This is a genomic window from Pseudomonas sp. CMR5c (genome assembly GCF_003850545.1).
Taxonomy (GTDB): domain Bacteria; phylum Pseudomonadota; class Gammaproteobacteria; order Pseudomonadales; family Pseudomonadaceae; genus Aquipseudomonas; species Aquipseudomonas piscis.
Genome location: NZ_CP027705.1, coordinates 4,370,496 through 4,385,932 on the forward strand (window position 1 = coordinate 4,370,496; position 15,437 = coordinate 4,385,932).

Genomic DNA, 15,437 nt, shown 5'->3' on the forward strand with positions numbered 1-15,437 from the left:
GACCTATGCGACGAGGTTTATCTCCATGGCACTGACACGCGAACAGCAAATTGCAGCCCTCGAAAAAGACTGGGCCGAAAACCCGCGCTGGAAAGGCGTGACCCGTACCTACACCGCCGCCGATGTCGTTCGCCTGCGTGGTTCCGTCCAGCCAGAGCACACCCTGGCCCGCATGGGCGCGGAAAAACTGTGGAACCTGGTGACCAAGGGCGCCCACCCATCCTTCCGCCCTGAAAAAGATTTCGTCAACTGCATGGGCGCCCTGACCGGCGGCCAGGCCGTGCAACAGGTCAAGGCTGGCATCCAGGCCATCTACCTGTCCGGCTGGCAAGTGGCTGCCGACAACAACTCGGCCGAGTCCATGTACCCAGACCAGTCGCTGTACCCGGTGGATTCGGTTCCAACCGTGGTCAAGCGCATCAACAACTCGTTCCGTCGTGCCGACCAGATCCAGTGGAAAGCCGGCAAGAACCCAGGCGACGAAGGCTACGTCGACTACTTCGCACCGATCGTGGCTGACGCCGAAGCCGGTTTCGGTGGCGTACTGAACGCCTACGAGCTGATGAAGAACATGATCGAGGCAGGCGCTGCCGGCGTTCACTTCGAAGACCAGCTCGCTTCCGTGAAGAAGTGCGGCCACATGGGCGGCAAGGTACTGGTTCCAACCCAGGAAGCCGTACAGAAGCTGACCGCTGCCCGCCTGGCAGCCGACGTTGCCGGCGTACCGACCATCATCCTGGCCCGTACCGACGCCAACGCCGCCGACCTGCTGACCAGCGACTGCGACCCATACGACCAGCCATTCGTGGTCGGCGAGCGCACCCAGGAAGGTTTCTACAAAGTACGCGCCGGCCTCGACCAGGCGATCGCCCGCGGCCTGGCCTACGCGCCATACGCCGACCTGATCTGGTGCGAAACCGCCAAGCCGGACCTGGACGAAGCCCGTCGTTTCGCTGAAGCGATCAAGAAGGAATACCCGGACCAGATCCTGTCGTACAACTGCTCGCCTTCCTTCAACTGGAAGAAGAACCTGGACGACGCCACCATCGCCAAGTTCCAGCGCGAGCTGTCGGCAATGGGCTACAAGCACCAGTTCATCACCCTGGCCGGCATCCACAACATGTGGCACGGCATGTTCAACCTGGCGCACGACTACGCCCGCAACGACATGACCGCCTACGTGAAGCTGCAAGAGCAGGAATTCGCCGACGCCTCCAAAGGCTACACCTTCGTGGCGCACCAGCAGGAAGTGGGCACCGGCTACTTCGACGACATGACCACCGTGATCCAGGGCGGCAAGTCCTCGGTAACCGCCCTGACCGGCTCCACCGAAGAAGAGCAGTTCCACTGATCCGGCATCACGCCCCGATCGAGCGGCCAATGCAGACCCGGTAAGAACAACTGCATTGCTGTAAATCTGACGCCCCGACTGGTTCGGGGCGTTTTTTTTACCACCCTGAAGCGGCCAGGGCGATACGGCCGGTATCACCCCCTTGCCTCACCTCCCGAATCACAACGCAGCCAACGTACAAAAACTGGCAAAACATTGACCCAGGACGGTATCCACTGCAGCGAAACAGGCTAAAAGGTGCGGCCCTGCTACTTGCAGTAACAGGGATATAACAAACAACTTTCCTACCCCCTCGAGGAAAGCAGTTTAAACCAGCGCCCAAACAATATTGATTATCATTTAGATATTGCGACTTTCGTTACAGCCACAACAAAAGATAATTAACGAAACTCCCGCTAATGCCCGCAGGCCGCGGCTTGCGGGGCTACGAAGGCGAGCTATGTCCTTATTACGATAAACAATTTCGCTTCAGAAATTTTACTTGCCCGGTGTTTAGCCATAAAATCAGCGCGATTGATTGCACTGCGACATATCGTCACTGCTTTGTTTCTTTATCAAGCTCAGAGACTCTTGCTCTCTGTTAAGGATTACCAGCATGCCCGAAGCGACAGGACTCATGGCCCACAACTGGGGCTTTGCCATTTTCCTTCTGGGTGTTGTCGGCCTATGCGCCTTCATGCTCGGCCTCTCCAGCCTCCTCGGGTCAAAAGCCTGGGGCCGCAGTAAAAACGAACCGTTCGAGTCCGGCATGCTACCTACAGGTGGCGCCCGCTTGCGGCTCTCAGCCAAATTCTATCTGGTCGCGATGCTCTTCGTGATCTTCGATATCGAAGCCCTATTTCTCTTTGCCTGGTCTGTGTCCGTCCGCGAAAGCGGCTGGACCGGATTCGTCGAAGCTCTCGTTTTCATAGCAATTCTGTTGGCAGGTCTTGTCTACCTTTGGCGGGTGGGGGCTCTTGATTGGGCTCCGGAAGGTCGTCGTAAGCGGCAGGCGAAGCTAAAACAATGAGGCTTTGGCAATGCAATACAATCTCACCAGGATCGACCCCGATGCTCCTAACGACCAGTATCCAATCGGCCAGCGGGAAACCGTCGCCGATCCGTTAGAGGATCAGGTCCACAAAAACATCTTCATGGGCAAGCTGGAAGACGTGCTGAGTGGCGCGGTCAACTGGGGTCGCAAGAACTCCCTGTGGCCGTACAACTTCGGTCTCTCCTGCTGCTACGTGGAAATGACCACCGCCTTCACGGCGCCCCATGACATCGCGCGCTTCGGCGCCGAGGTTATCCGGGCATCGCCACGCCAGGCGGACTTCATGGTCATTGCCGGTACCTGCTTCATCAAGATGGCACCGATCATCCAGCGTCTCTACGAGCAAATGCTCGAACCCAAGTGGGTCATCTCCATGGGTTCGTGCGCCAACTCCGGTGGCATGTACGACATCTACTCTGTAGTTCAGGGAGTGGACAAGTTCCTGCCCGTGGACGTCTACGTACCTGGCTGCCCGCCCCGTCCCGAGGCATTCCTGCAGGGCTTGATGCTCTTGCAAGAATCCATTGGCCAGGAGCGTCGCCCACTTTCCTGGGTCGTCGGCGACCAAGGCGTATATCGCGCTGAAATGCCGTCGCAGAAGGAACAGCGCCGCGAACAGCGTATTCAGGTCACCAACCTGCGCAGCCCTGACGAAGTCTGATCCAGATCTGTTCTTAACCAAGAAACGAAACTGGCTTCACTCTTTACGTTGACCGAAAGCGATAAAAAACCATGACTACAGGCAGTGCTCTGTACATCCCGCCTTATAAGGCTGACGACCAGGATGTGGTCGTCGAACTCAATAACCGTTTTGGCCCCGAGGCGTTCACCGCCCAGGCCACCCGCACCGGCATGCCGGTGCTGTGGGTCGAGCGTTCCAAGCTCGTCGAAGTCCTGACCTTCCTGCGCAACCTGCCCAAGCCGTACGTCATGCTCTATGACCTGCACGGTGTGGACGAGCGCCTGCGCACCAAGCGCCAGGGCCTGCCAAGTGCCGACTTCAGCGTGTTCTACCATCTGCTGTCGATCGAGCGAAACAGCGACGTGATGATCAAGGTAGCCCTGTCCGAGGGCGACCTGAACCTGCCATCCGTGACCAGTATCTGGCCCAACGCCAACTGGTACGAGCGCGAAGTCTGGGACATGTTCGGCATCGATTTCGCCGGCCACCCTCACCTCTCGCGGATCATGATGCCGCCGACCTGGGAAGGTCACCCGTTGCGCAAGGACTTCCCGGCCCGTGCCACCGAATTCGACCCGTTCAGCCTGAACCTGGCCAAACAGCAGCTGGAAGAAGAAGCAGCCCGCTTCCGCCCTGAAGACTGGGGCATGAAACGCTCCGGAGCCAACGAGGACTACATGTTCCTCAACCTGGGCCCGAACCACCCTTCGGCCCACGGTGCCTTCCGCATCATCCTGCAGCTGGACGGCGAAGAGATCGTCGACTGCGTACCGGACATCGGCTACCACCACCGTGGCGCCGAGAAAATGGCCGAGCGCCAGTCCTGGCACAGCTTCATCCCCTACACCGACCGCATCGACTACCTCGGTGGGGTGATGAACAACCTGCCGTACGTGCTCTCGGTCGAGAAGCTGGCTGGCATCAAGGTGCCGGAGAAGGTCGACACCATCCGCATCATGCTGGCCGAGTTCTTCCGGATCACCAGCCACCTGCTGTTCCTGGGTACCTACATCCAGGACGTGGGCGCCATGACCCCGGTGTTCTTCACCTTCACCGACCGCCAGCGCGCCTACAAGGTCATCGAGGCCATCACCGGCTTCCGCCTGCATCCGGCCTGGTATCGCATCGGCGGCGTGGCCCACGACCTGCCGCGCGGCTGGGACAAGCTGGTCAAGGAGTTCGTCGACTGGTTGCCCAAGCGTCTCGACGAATACACCAAGGCCGCCCTGCAGAACAGCATCCTCAAGGGTCGGACCATCGGTGTCGCCGCCTACAACACCAAGGAAGCCCTGGAGTGGGGCACCACCGGTGCCGGCCTGCGTTCCACCGGTTGCGACTTCGACCTGCGCAAGGCCCGTCCGTACTCGGGTTACGAGAACTTCGAGTTCGAAGTCCCGCTGGCCCACAACGGCGATGCCTACGATCGCTGCATGGTCCGTGTCGAAGAGATGCGCCAGAGTATCCGCATCATCGACCAGTGCATGCGCAACATGCCGGAAGGCCCGTACAAGGCGGACCACCCGCTGACCACGCCGCCACCCAAAGAGCGCACCCTGCAGCACATCGAGACCTTGATCACGCACTTCCTGCAAGTTTCGTGGGGCCCGGTGATGCCGGCCAACGAATCCTTCCAGATGATCGAAGCGACCAAGGGCATCAACAGTTATTACCTGACGAGCGATGGCGGCACCATGAGCTACCGCACCCGGATCCGTACTCCGAGCTACGCGCACCTGCAGCAGATCCCTTCGGTGATCCGCGGCAGCATGGTCGCGGACTTGATCGCGTACCTGGGTAGTATCGACTTCGTTATGGCCGACGTGGACCGCTAAGCATGAACAGCACGCTTATCCAGACAGACCGTTTCGCCCTGAGCGAAACCGAGCGCTCGGCCATCGAGCACGAGATGCATCACTACGAGGACCCGCGCGCGGCGTCCATCGAAGCCTTGAAGATCGTCCAGAAGGAACGTGGCTGGGTGCCGGACGGCGCCATCTATGCCATCGGCGAAGTGCTGGGCATCCCCGCCAGCGACGTCGAGGGTGTGGCTACCTTCTACAGCCAGATCTTCCGCCAGCCAGTGGGCCGCCACATCATTCGCGTATGCGACAGCATGGTCTGCTACATCAGCGGCCATGAGTCGGTGGTCAGCCAGATCCAGAGCGAGCTGGGCATCGGCCTCGGCCAGACCACCGCCGACGGTCGCTTCACCCTGCTGCCAGTGTGCTGCCTGGGCAACTGCGACAAGGCCCCGGCACTGATGATCGACGACGATACCTTTGGCGACGTGCAACCTGCCGGCGTCTCCAAGCTGCTGGAGGGTTACGTATGACCATTACTTCCTTCGGCCCGGCCAACCGCATCGCGCGCACCGCCGAAACCCACCCGCTGACCTGGCGCCTGCGTGACGACGGCGAACCGGTCTGGCTGGCCGAGTACGAGTCCAAGAACGGCTATGCCGCAGCCCGCAAGGCGCTGGCGCAGATGTCCCAGGACGATATCGTCCAGGCCGTCAAGGACTCTGGCCTCAAGGGCCGTGGTGGCGCAGGCTTCCCCACCGGCGTGAAGTGGGGCCTGATGCCCAAAGACGAATCCATGAACATCCGCTACCTGCTGTGCAACGCGGACGAAATGGAACCCAACACCTGGAAGGACCGCATGCTGATGGAGCAACAGCCCCATCTGCTGGTCGAAGGCATGCTGATCAGCGCCCGCGCGCTGAAGGCCTACCGCGGCTACATCTTCCTGCGTGGCGAGTACACCACCGCGGCCAAGCACCTGAACCGTGCCATCGAGGAAGCCAAGGCCGCAGGCCTTCTGGGCAAGAACATCCTCGGCAGCGGCTTCGACTTCGAGCTGTTCGTGCACACCGGTGCCGGTCGCTACATCTGCGGTGAAGAAACCGCGCTGATCAACTCCCTGGAAGGCCGTCGCGCCAACCCGCGCTCCAAGCCGCCCTTCCCTGCCGCCGTCGGCGTGTGGGGCAAGCCGACGTGCGTGAACAACGTCGAGACCCTGTGCAACGTGCCGGCCATCGTCGCCAACGGCAACGACTGGTACAAGTCGCTGGCCCGTGAAGGCAGCGAAGACCACGGCACCAAGCTGATGGGCTTCTCCGGCAAGGTGAAGAACCCGGGCCTGTGGGAACTGCCATTCGGCGTCACCGCCCGCGAGCTGTTCGAAGACTACGCCGGCGGCATGCGCGATGGCTTCAAGCTCAAGTGCTGGCAGCCAGGCGGCGCCGGTACCGGCTTCCTGCTGCCCGAGCACCTCGACGCGCAGATGTACGCCGGCGGCATTGCCAAGGTCGGCACCCGTATGGGTACCGGCCTGGCCATGGCGGTGGACGACAGCGTCAACATGGTGTCCCTGCTGCGCAACATGGAAGAGTTCTTCGCCCGTGAGTCGTGCGGCTGGTGCACCCCATGCCGCGACGGTCTGCCATGGAGCGTGAAGATGCTGCGCGCCCTGGAAAAAGGCCAGGGCCGCGCCGAAGACATCGAGACCCTGCTGGGTCTGGTCAACTTCCTCGGCCCAGGCCGTACCTTCTGTGCACACGCACCGGGTGCCGTCGAGCCATTGGGCAGTGCCATCAAGTATTTCCGGTCCGAGTTCGAGGCCGGTGTCGCTCCAGCAAGTGCTGGCGACGCCCTGCGCCCGAACCTGGCCAAGCCAATCCAGGCCGGGCCGATCGTGGTCGGCGCATAACAAGATGAATCGCGGATGGTCCGTGCCATCCGCCGGCCTCGTGGCCCGCCCGACTCGTTCGGTGCGGGCCGCAGGCCCACCGATTTCCATTAGCCACGCCCGCTCACGCGGGCCAACGAAGAACTTTGAACCATGGCCACTATCCACGTAGACGGCAAAGCGCTCGAAGTCAACGGTGCGGACAACCTGCTACAGGCTTGTCTGTCACTCGGCCTCGACATCCCCTATTTCTGCTGGCACCCGGCGCTCGGTAGCGTCGGCGCCTGCCGGCAGTGTGCGGTCAAGCAGTACACCGACGAGAACGACACCCGCGGTCGTATCGTCATGTCCTGCATGACCCCTGCCTCCGACGGCACCTGGATCTCCATCGAAGACGAGGAATCCAAGGCGTTTCGCGCCAGCGTCGTCGAATGGCTGATGACCAACCACCCGCACGACTGCCCGGTGTGCGAGGAAGGCGGTCACTGCCACCTGCAGGACATGACGGTAATGACCGGCCACAACGAGCGCCGCTACCGTTTCACCAAGCGTACCCACCAGAACCAGGAGCTCGGCCCGTTCATCGCCCACGAGATGAACCGCTGCATCGCCTGCTATCGCTGCGTGCGCTACTACAAGGACTACGCTGGCGGCACCGACCTGGGTGTCTACGGCGCCCACGACAACGTGTACTTCGGTCGCGTCGAAGATGGCGTGCTGGAAAGCGAATTCTCCGGCAACCTCACCGAGGTCTGCCCGACCGGTGTGTTCACCGACAAGACCCACTCCGAGCGCTACAACCGCAAGTGGGACATGCAGTTCTCGCCGAGCATCTGCCATGGCTGCTCCAGCGGCTGCAACATCAGCCCCGGAGAGCGCTACGGTGAACTGCGACGCATCGAGAACCGCTTCAACGGTTCGGTCAACCAGTACTTCCTCTGCGACCGTGGCCGCTTCGGTTATGGCTACGTCAATCGCAAGGACCGTCCTCGCCAGCCACGCCTGGCCGACGGCACCAAGCTGAACCTGGACCAGGCCCTGGACCAGGCTGCCGACCTGCTGCGCGGACGCAACATCGTTGGCATCGGCTCGCCACGCGCCAGCCTGGAAAGCAACTATGCGTTGCTGGAACTGGTCGGCGCCGAGCACTTCTATTCCGGCATCGAAGCCAGCGAGCTGGAGCGCATCCGCCTGGCGATGCAAGTGCTCAAGGACAGCCCGCTACCAATTCCCAACCTGCGTGAAGTGGAAGACCACGACGCGGTGTTCGTCCTCGGCGAGGACCTGACCCAGACCGCCGCCCGCATGGCCCTGGCCCTGCGCCAGTCGGTCAAGGGCAAGGCCGAGGAAATGGCCGACGCCATGCGCGTCCAGCCATGGCTCGACGCTGCGGTGAAGAACATCGGCCAGCACGCGCTGAACCCGCTGTTCATCGCCAGCCTGGCTGCAACCCGCCTCGACGACGTCGCCGAAGAGTGTGTACACGCCGCTCCCGACGACCTGGCCCGCATCGGTTTCGCCGTGGCCCACGCCATCGACGCCAGCGCGCCGGCGGTGGAAGGCCTGGACCGCGAAGCCCAGGAACTGGCCCAGCGCATCGCCGATGCCCTGTTGGCAGCCAAGCGCCCGCTGATCGTGTCCGGTACCTCCCTGGGTTCCAAGGCACTGATCGAGGCCGCGGCCAACATCGCCAAGGCCCTGAAGCTGCGTGACAAGGCCGGCTCCATCAGCCTGGTGGTGCCAGAGGCCAACAGCCTCGGCCTGGCCATGCTCGGTGGCGAATCGGTGGACGCGGCCCTGCAAGCGGTGATCGACGGCCGTGCCGACGCCATCGTGGTCCTGGAAAACGACCTGTACACCCGCACCGACGCGGCCAAGGTGGATGCCGCACTGAGCGCCGCCAAGGTGGTGATCGTGGCCGACCACCAGCAGACCGCTACCGTGGAACGCGCGCACCTGGTGCTGTCCGCGGCGAGCTTCGCCGAAGGCGATGGCACCCTGGTCAGCCAGGAAGGTCGCGCCCAGCGCTTCTTCCAGGTCTTCGACCCGACCTACCTGGACGCCAGCATCATGGTCCACGAAGGCTGGCGCTGGCTGCACGCCCTGCGTAGCACCCTGCTGAACAAACCGGTGGACTGGACCCAGCTGGACCAGGTGACCGCTGCCTGCGCCGCGAGCAACACGCAACTGGCCAGCATCGTCGATGCCGCGCCGTCCGCTGCGTTCCGCATCAAGGGCATGAAGCTGGCGCGCGAACCCCTGCGCTACAGCGGCCGGACCGCCATGCGCGCCAACCAGAGCGTGCACGAACCGCGCACTCCGCAAGACCCGGATACCGCCTTCGCCTACTCCATGGAAGGTTACTCGGGCTCCGCCGAGCCTCGCTCGCAAGTGCCATTCGCCTGGTCGCCGGGCTGGAACTCGCCGCAAGCCTGGAACAAGTTCCAGGACGAAGTCGGCGGCCACCTGCGCGCCGGTGACCCGGGTACCCGCCTGATCGAAAGCCAGGGCGATCGCCTAAGCTGGTTCGCCAGCGCACCGAAGGCCTTCTCCCCGGCCCAGGGCACCTGGCAGGCCGTGCCGTTCTACCACCTGTTCGGCAGCGAGGAGAACTCCTCGAAGGCCGCTCCGGTACAGGAACGCATTCCAGCCGCCTACGTGGCCCTGGCCAAGTCCGAGGCCGACCGCCTGGGCGTCAACGATGGCGCCATGCTCGCGGTGAGCCTGGCTGGCCAGACCCTGCGCCTGCCGCTGCGGATCAACGAAGAGCTGGGTGCCGGCCTGGTAGCCCTGCCAGTCGGCCTGGCCGGAATTCCTCCGGCGTTCGCTGGCTTTTCCGTTGACGGTCTGCAGGAGGCGGCGCAATGAGTTGGTTTACCCCTGAAGTGATCGACGTGATCCTCACGGTCGTCAAGGCGATCGTCATCCTGCTGGCGGTGGTGATCGCCGGTGCGTTGCTGAGCTTCGTCGAACGTCGCCTGCTGGGCTGGTGGCAGGACCGCTACGGTCCGAATCGCGTTGGCCCGTTCGGCATGTTCCAGATCGCCGCCGACATGCTGAAGATGTTCTTCAAGGAAGACTGGACCCCGCCGTTCGCCGACAAGGTGATCTTCACCCTGGCACCGGTGGTGGCCATGAGCGCCCTGTTGATCGCCTTCGCGATCATCCCGATCACCCCGACCTGGGGTGTCGCGGACCTGAACATCGGCCTGCTGTTCTTCTTCGCCATGGCCGGCCTTTCGGTCTACGCGGTGCTGTTCGCCGGCTGGTCGAGCAACAACAAGTTCGCCCTGCTGGGCAGCTTGCGTGCCTCGGCCCAGACCGTGTCCTACGAAGTGTTCATGGGCCTGGCGCTGATGGGCATCGTGGCCCAGGTCGGTTCGTTCAACATGCGCGACATCGTCGAGTACCAGGCGCAGAACCTGTGGTTCATCATTCCGCAGTTCTTCGGCTTCTGTACCTTCTTCATCGCAGGCGTGGCCGTGACTCACCGTCACCCCTTCGACCAGCCCGAAGCGGAACAGGAACTGGCCGACGGTTACCACATTGAATATGCCGGCATGAAGTGGGGCATGTTCTTCGTTGGCGAATACATCGGCATCATCTTGATCTCGGCACTGCTGGTCACCCTGTTCTTCGGTGGCTGGCACGGTCCGTTCGGCATCCTGCCGCAACTGTCCTTCGTCTGGTTCGCTTTGAAAACCGCGTTCTTCATCATGCTGTTCATCCTGCTGCGCGCCTCGATCCCGCGCCCACGCTATGACCAGGTGATGGACTTCAGCTGGAAGTTCTGCCTGCCGCTGACCCTGATCAATTTGCTGGTGACCGCTGCGCTCGTGCTCTACAACGCGCCAGCCGTTGCGGCCCAGTGAGGATTTGACCCATGTTCAAATATATTGGCGACATCGTGAAGGGTACTGGTACCCAGTTGCGCAGCCTGGTCATGGTCTTCGGCCATGGCTTTCGCAAGCGCGACACCCTGCAATACCCGGAAGAGCCGGTGTACCTGCCACCCCGCTACCGTGGTCGCATCGTACTGACCCGCGATCCCGACGGCGAAGAGCGCTGCGTAGCCTGCAACCTGTGCGCGGTGGCCTGCCCGGTGGGCTGCATCTCGCTGCAAAAAGCTGAAACCGAAGACGGTCGCTGGTACCCGGACTTCTTCCGCATCAACTTCTCGCGCTGCATTTTCTGTGGTCTCTGCGAGGAAGCCTGTCCGACCACCGCGATCCAGCTGACACCGGATTTCGAGATGGCCGAGTTCAAACGTCAGGACCTGGTTTACGAGAAAGAAGATCTGCTGATCTCCGGTCCCGGAAAGAACCCTGATTACAACTTCTATCGTGTTGCAGGTATGGCCATTGCCGGTAAGCCCAAAGGCACCGCGCAGAACGAAGCCGAGCCGATCAACGTGAAGAGCTTGCTGCCTTAAGGAAGAACGATGGAATTCGCTTTCTATTTCGCGTCAGGTGTTGCGGTGGTCTCCACGCTTCGTGTGGTGACCAATACCAACCCTGTGCACGCCCTGCTCTACCTGATCATTTCGCTGATCGCCGTGGCGATGACCTTCTTCAGCCTCGGCGCGCCGTTCGCCGGAGCCCTGGAAGTGATCGCCTACGCCGGCGCCATCATGGTGCTGTTCGTATTCGTGGTGATGATGCTCAACCTCGGCCCGGCTGCCGTCCAGCAAGAGCGTATCTGGCTCAAGCCGGGCATCTGGATCGGGCCGGTGATCCTCGCTGCCCTGCTGCTGGTCGAACTGCTGTACGTACTGTTCAGCCACCAGAGCGGTGCCGGCATCGGTCAAACCACCGTAGACGCCAAGGCCGTGGGCATCAGCCTGTTCGGTCCTTACCTGCTGGTGGTCGAACTCGCCTCGATGCTGCTGCTCGCCGCAGCCGTCACGGCGTTCCACTTGGGCCGCAACGAGGCGAAGGAGTAATACGATGCCTACTATCCCTCTCGAGCATGGGCTGGCGGTTGCCGGCATCCTGTTCTGCCTCGGTCTGGTCGGCCTGATGGTCCGCCGTAACATCCTCTTCGTGTTGATGAGCCTGGAAGTGATGATGAACGCCTCAGCACTGGCCTTCATCGTCGCTGGCGCCCGCTGGGCGCAGCCGGATGGACAAGTGATGTTCATCCTGGTGATCAGCCTGGCAGCCGCCGAGGCCAGTATTGGCCTGGCGATCCTGCTACAGCTGTATCGCCGCTTCCACACTCTCGACATCGATGCTGCCAGTGAGATGCGCGGATGAACCTTCTCTTCCTGACTTTCGTCTTCCCCCTGATCGGCTTCCTGCTGCTGTCGTTCTCCCGCGGGCGGTTCTCGGAGAACCTGTCCGCGCTGATCGGCGTCGGCTCGGTAGGCCTCTCGGCCGCCACCGCCGCCTACGTGATCTGGCAGTTCAATGTCGCCCCGCCCGCAGGCGGCGCGTACAGCCAGCTGCTGTGGCAGTGGATGTCGGTGGACGGCTTCGCGCCGAACTTCACCCTGTACCTGGACGGCCTGTCGGTGACCATGCTCGGCGTGGTGACCGGCGTCGGCTTCCTGATCCACCTGTTCGCCTCCTGGTACATGCGTGGCGAAGCCGGCTACTCGCGGTTCTTCTCCTACACCAACCTGTTCATCGCCAGCATGCTGTTCCTGATCCTCGGCGATAACCTGCTGTTCATCTACTTCGGTTGGGAAGGCGTGGGCCTGTGCTCGTACCTGTTGATCGGTTTCTACTACAGCAACCGCAACAACGGTAACGCCGCACTCAAGGCCTTCATCGTCACCCGTATCGGCGACGTGTTCATGGCCATCGGCCTGTTCATCCTGTTCCAGCAACTGGGTACCCTGAACGTCCAGGAGCTGCTGGTAGCCGCGCCGCAGAAGTTCCAGGCCGGTGACTTCTGGATCACCCTGGCCACCCTGATGCTGCTCGGCGGCGCCGTCGGTAAATCGGCCCAGTTGCCGCTGCAGACCTGGTTGGCGGACGCGATGGCGGGCCCGACCCCGGTTTCGGCACTGATCCACGCCGCGACCATGGTGACCGCGGGTGTCTACCTGATCGCCCGTACCCACGGCCTGTTCACCCTGGCGCCGGAAATCCTGCACCTGGTGGGCCTGGTCGGCGGCGTGACCCTGGTACTGGCCGGCTTCGCCGCGCTGGTGCAGACCGACATCAAGCGCATCCTCGCCTACTCGACCATGAGCCAGATCGGCTACATGTTCCTGGCCCTGGGCGTGGGTGCCTGGGATGGCGCGATCTTCCACCTGATGACCCACGCCTTCTTCAAGGCCCTGCTGTTCCTGGCCTCCGGTGCGGTGATCGTGGCCTGCCACCACGAGCAGAACATCTTCAAGATGGGCGGCCTGTGGAAGAAACTGCCCCTGGCCTACGCCAGCTTCATCGTCGGTGGCGCGGCCCTGGCGGCCCTGCCCCTGGTTACCGCCGGTTTCTACTCCAAGGACGAGATCCTCTGGGAAGCCTTCGCCAGCGGCAACCAGGGCCTGCTGTATGCCGGCCTGGTGGGTGCGTTCATGACCTCGCTGTACACCTTCCGCCTGATCTTCATCGCCTTCCACGGTGAAGCCAAGACCGAAGCCCACGCCGGTCACGGCATTTCCCACTGGCTGCCGCTGGTGGTGCTGATCGTACTGTCCACCGGTATCGGCGCGATGATCACTCCGCCCCTGCACGGCGTGCTGCCCCTGAGCGCCGGCCATGCTGGCGGCGAAGCCAAGCACAGCCTGGAAATCGCCTCGGGCGCCATCGCCCTGGCCGGTATCCTGCTGGCCGCCCTGTTGTTCCTTGGCAAGCGTCGCGTGGTAACCGCCATCGCCAACAGCGGCATCGGGCGTCTGCTCTCGGCCTGGTGGTTCGCCGCCTGGGGCTTCGACTGGATCTACGACAAACTGTTCGTCAAGCCATACCTGGCGATCAGCCATGTACTGCGCAAGGACCCGCTCGATCAGACCATCGGTTTGATCCCGCGTATGGCCAAGGGGGGCCACAACTCCCTGAGCCGTACCGAAACCGGTCAACTGCGTTGGTACGCCGCCTCGATGGCTGCCGGTGCCGTGCTGGTCATCGGCGCCGTCGTGCTGGTAGCGGTCTGATATGAACCTTGCGAACTTGCGAAAGGAATTGAGCCCGTCATGATTCTGCCTTGGCTAATCCTGATCCCCTTCATCGGCGGCCTGCTGTGCTGGCTGGGTGAGCGCTTCGGCGCCACCCTCCCCCGCTGGATTGCGCTGTTGACCATGACCCTGGAACTCGCCCTCGGCCTCTGGCTGTGGGCCCACGGTAACTATTCATTTGCTCCGGCGCCTGGCGTCGATCCGACTTGGGCCATCGAGTTCAAGCACCAGTGGATCCAGCGCTTCGGCATCAACGTGCACCTGGCCCTGGACGGCCTGTCGCTGTTGATGATCCTGCTGACCGGTTTGCTGGGTATCCTCTCGGTACTCTGCTCCTGGAAAGAGATCGAGCGCCACGTGGGCTTCTTCCACCTGAACCTGATGTGGATCCTGGGCGGCGTTGTCGGCGTGTTCCTGGCGCTGGACCTGTTCATGTTCTTCTTCTTCTGGGAAATGATGCTGGTGCCGATGTACTTCCTCATCGCGCTTTGGGGTCATAGCTCGGCCGATGGCAAGAAGACCCGGATCTACGCGGCGACCAAGTTCTTCATCTTCACCCAGGCTTCCGGCCTGATCATGTTGGTGGCGATCCTGGGCCTGGTACTGGTCAACTTCAACAACACCGGGGTGATCACCTTCGATTACGCCCAGTTGCTGAAGACCAAGATGTCCACCGCCACCGAGTACATCCTGATGCTCGGCTTCTTCATCGCCTTCGCGGTGAAGCTGCCGGTGGTGCCGTTCCACTCCTGGCTGCCTGACGCTCACGCCCAGGCACCGACCGCCGGTTCCGTGGACCTGGCCGGTATCCTGCTCAAGACCGCGGCCTATGGCCTGCTGCGCTTCGCCCTGCCGTTGTTCCCCAACGCTTCGGCGGAGTTCGCACCGATCGCCATGACCCTGGGCCTGATCGGCATCTTCTACGGTGCCTTCCTGGCCTTCGCCCAGACCGACATCAAGCGCCTGATCGCCTTCTCCAGCGTGTCCCACATGGGCTTCGTGCTGATCGGCATCTACTCCGGCAGCCAGCAAGCCCTGCAGGGCGCGGTGATCCAGATGCTGGCCCACGGTGTTTCGGCAGCCGCGCTGTTTATCCTCAGCGGCCAGCTGTACGAGCGCACCCATACTCGCGACATGCGTGAAATGGGCGGCCTGTGGTCGCGTATCGCCTACCTGCCGGCCATCAGCCTGTTCTTCGCAGCCGCCTCCCTGGGCCTGCCGGGCACCGGCAACTTCGTCGGCGAGTTCCTGATCCTGATCGGTACCTTCGTCAGCGCGCCATGGATCACCGCGATCGCCACTTCCGGCCTGGTGTTCGGCTCGGTCTACTCGCTGATCATGATCCACCGTGCCTACTTCGGCCCTTCCAAGTCGGATGCGGTGCTGCACGGCATGGATGCTCGCGAACTGATCATGGTGCTGGGACTGGCGGTACTGCTGATCTACATCGGCGTGTACCCGCAACCGTTCCTCGATACCTCTGCCGCCACCATGCATGGCGTGCAGCAATGGCTCAGCACCGCCTTCACTCAACTCGCTTCGGCCCGGTAAGAGCGCT

At 62.4% G+C, this 15,437-nt stretch carries 13 protein-coding genes; all 13 read left to right on the plus strand.

The features are described from left to right. Nucleotides 1-25: 25 nt before the first annotated feature. The 13 genes from aceA to nuoM all read left to right on the plus strand — a co-directional run bounded on the left by aceA (nt 26) and on the right by nuoM (nt 15,430). Nucleotides 26-1,351: an isocitrate lyase gene (gene aceA, locus C4K40_RS20030; protein WP_022639644.1), complete on the plus strand. Its 1,326-nt coding sequence runs from the start codon at nt 26-28 to the stop codon at nt 1,349-1,351. Nucleotides 1,352-1,946: 595 nt separating this feature from the next. Next, nucleotides 1,947-2,360: an NADH-quinone oxidoreductase subunit A gene (locus C4K40_RS20035; RefSeq protein WP_022639645.1), complete on the plus strand. Its 414-nt coding sequence runs from the start codon at nt 1,947-1,949 to the stop codon at nt 2,358-2,360. A gap of 10 nt (nt 2,361-2,370) precedes the next feature. Beyond that, nucleotides 2,371-3,045: an NADH-quinone oxidoreductase subunit B family protein gene (locus tag C4K40_RS20040; protein ID WP_022639646.1), complete on the plus strand. Its 675-nt coding sequence runs from the start codon at nt 2,371-2,373 to the stop codon at nt 3,043-3,045. Between the two features lie 71 nt (nt 3,046-3,116). Further along, nucleotides 3,117-4,898 carry an NADH-quinone oxidoreductase subunit C/D gene (nuoC, locus tag C4K40_RS20045; protein WP_031320145.1) on the plus strand — a complete coding sequence of 594 codons (1,782 nt, stop codon included), beginning with the start codon at nt 3,117-3,119 and terminating at the stop codon, nt 4,896-4,898. Nucleotides 4,899-4,900: 2 nt separating this feature from the next. Then, the gene (gene nuoE / locus C4K40_RS20050) at nt 4,901-5,398 is read left to right on the plus strand and encodes an NADH-quinone oxidoreductase subunit NuoE (protein ID WP_053136631.1); all 498 of its coding nucleotides are present in this window, start codon (nt 4,901-4,903) and stop codon (nt 5,396-5,398) included. Continuing rightward, on the plus strand, nt 5,395-6,774 hold the full coding sequence (gene nuoF / locus C4K40_RS20055) for an NADH-quinone oxidoreductase subunit NuoF (RefSeq protein WP_022639648.1): 1,380 nt from the start codon (nt 5,395-5,397) through the stop codon (nt 6,772-6,774). The genes nuoE and nuoF overlap by 4 nt, the downstream gene beginning before the upstream one ends. Before the next feature lie 132 nt (nt 6,775-6,906). Further along, a complete protein-coding gene (nuoG, locus tag C4K40_RS20060) occupies nt 6,907-9,621 on the plus strand; it encodes an NADH-quinone oxidoreductase subunit NuoG (RefSeq protein WP_053136634.1) in 2,715 nt (904 codons plus the stop codon). After that, nucleotides 9,618-10,625: an NADH-quinone oxidoreductase subunit NuoH gene (gene nuoH, locus C4K40_RS20065; protein WP_022639650.1), complete on the plus strand. Its 1,008-nt coding sequence runs from the start codon at nt 9,618-9,620 to the stop codon at nt 10,623-10,625. The genes nuoG and nuoH overlap by 4 nt, the downstream gene beginning before the upstream one ends. An 11-nt stretch (nt 10,626-10,636) precedes the next feature. Continuing rightward, the gene (gene nuoI, locus C4K40_RS20070; RefSeq protein ID WP_022639651.1) at nt 10,637-11,185 is read left to right on the plus strand and encodes an NADH-quinone oxidoreductase subunit NuoI; all 549 of its coding nucleotides are present in this window, start codon (nt 10,637-10,639) and stop codon (nt 11,183-11,185) included. Between the two features lie 9 nt (nt 11,186-11,194). Beyond that, the gene (nuoJ, locus tag C4K40_RS20075; RefSeq protein WP_022639652.1) at nt 11,195-11,695 is read left to right on the plus strand and encodes an NADH-quinone oxidoreductase subunit J; all 501 of its coding nucleotides are present in this window, start codon (nt 11,195-11,197) and stop codon (nt 11,693-11,695) included. Between the two features lie 4 nt (nt 11,696-11,699). Next, the gene (gene nuoK, locus C4K40_RS20080; protein ID WP_022639653.1) at nt 11,700-12,008 is read left to right on the plus strand and encodes an NADH-quinone oxidoreductase subunit NuoK; all 309 of its coding nucleotides are present in this window, start codon (nt 11,700-11,702) and stop codon (nt 12,006-12,008) included. Beyond that, nucleotides 12,005-13,858: an NADH-quinone oxidoreductase subunit L gene (nuoL, locus tag C4K40_RS20085; RefSeq protein ID WP_022639654.1), complete on the plus strand. Its 1,854-nt coding sequence runs from the start codon at nt 12,005-12,007 to the stop codon at nt 13,856-13,858. Before nuoK ends, nuoL begins: the two co-directional genes overlap by 4 nt. Nucleotides 13,859-13,897: 39 nt before the next feature. Next, nucleotides 13,898-15,430 carry an NADH-quinone oxidoreductase subunit M gene (gene nuoM / locus C4K40_RS20090; protein WP_022639655.1) on the plus strand — a complete coding sequence of 511 codons (1,533 nt, stop codon included), beginning with the start codon at nt 13,898-13,900 and terminating at the stop codon, nt 15,428-15,430. Nucleotides 15,431-15,437: the final 7 nt, after the last annotated feature.

Bases quoted from the DNA above. Each gene is read 5' to 3' on its own strand.
- nuoF (WP_022639648.1), top strand. From the start codon at position 5,395: ATGACCATTACTTCCTTCGGCCCGGCCAACCGCATCGCGCGCACCGCC.
- C4K40_RS20040 (WP_022639646.1), top strand. From the start codon at position 2,371: ATGCAATACAATCTCACCAGGATCGACCCCGATGCTCCTAACGACCAG.
- aceA (WP_022639644.1), top strand. From the start codon at position 26: ATGGCACTGACACGCGAACAGCAAATTGCAGCCCTCGAAAAAGACTGG.
- nuoG (WP_053136634.1), top strand. From the start codon at position 6,907: ATGGCCACTATCCACGTAGACGGCAAAGCGCTCGAAGTCAACGGTGCG.
- nuoI (WP_022639651.1), top strand. From the start codon at position 10,637: ATGTTCAAATATATTGGCGACATCGTGAAGGGTACTGGTACCCAGTTG.
- nuoJ (WP_022639652.1), top strand. From the start codon at position 11,195: ATGGAATTCGCTTTCTATTTCGCGTCAGGTGTTGCGGTGGTCTCCACG.
- nuoE (WP_053136631.1), top strand. From the start codon at position 4,901: ATGAACAGCACGCTTATCCAGACAGACCGTTTCGCCCTGAGCGAAACC.
- nuoL (WP_022639654.1), top strand. From the start codon at position 12,005: ATGAACCTTCTCTTCCTGACTTTCGTCTTCCCCCTGATCGGCTTCCTG.
- nuoH (WP_022639650.1), top strand. From the start codon at position 9,618: ATGAGTTGGTTTACCCCTGAAGTGATCGACGTGATCCTCACGGTCGTC.
- nuoM (WP_022639655.1), top strand. From the start codon at position 13,898: ATGATTCTGCCTTGGCTAATCCTGATCCCCTTCATCGGCGGCCTGCTG.
- nuoK (WP_022639653.1), top strand. From the start codon at position 11,700: ATGCCTACTATCCCTCTCGAGCATGGGCTGGCGGTTGCCGGCATCCTG.
- C4K40_RS20035 (WP_022639645.1), top strand. From the start codon at position 1,947: ATGCCCGAAGCGACAGGACTCATGGCCCACAACTGGGGCTTTGCCATT.
- nuoC (WP_031320145.1), top strand. From the start codon at position 3,117: ATGACTACAGGCAGTGCTCTGTACATCCCGCCTTATAAGGCTGACGAC.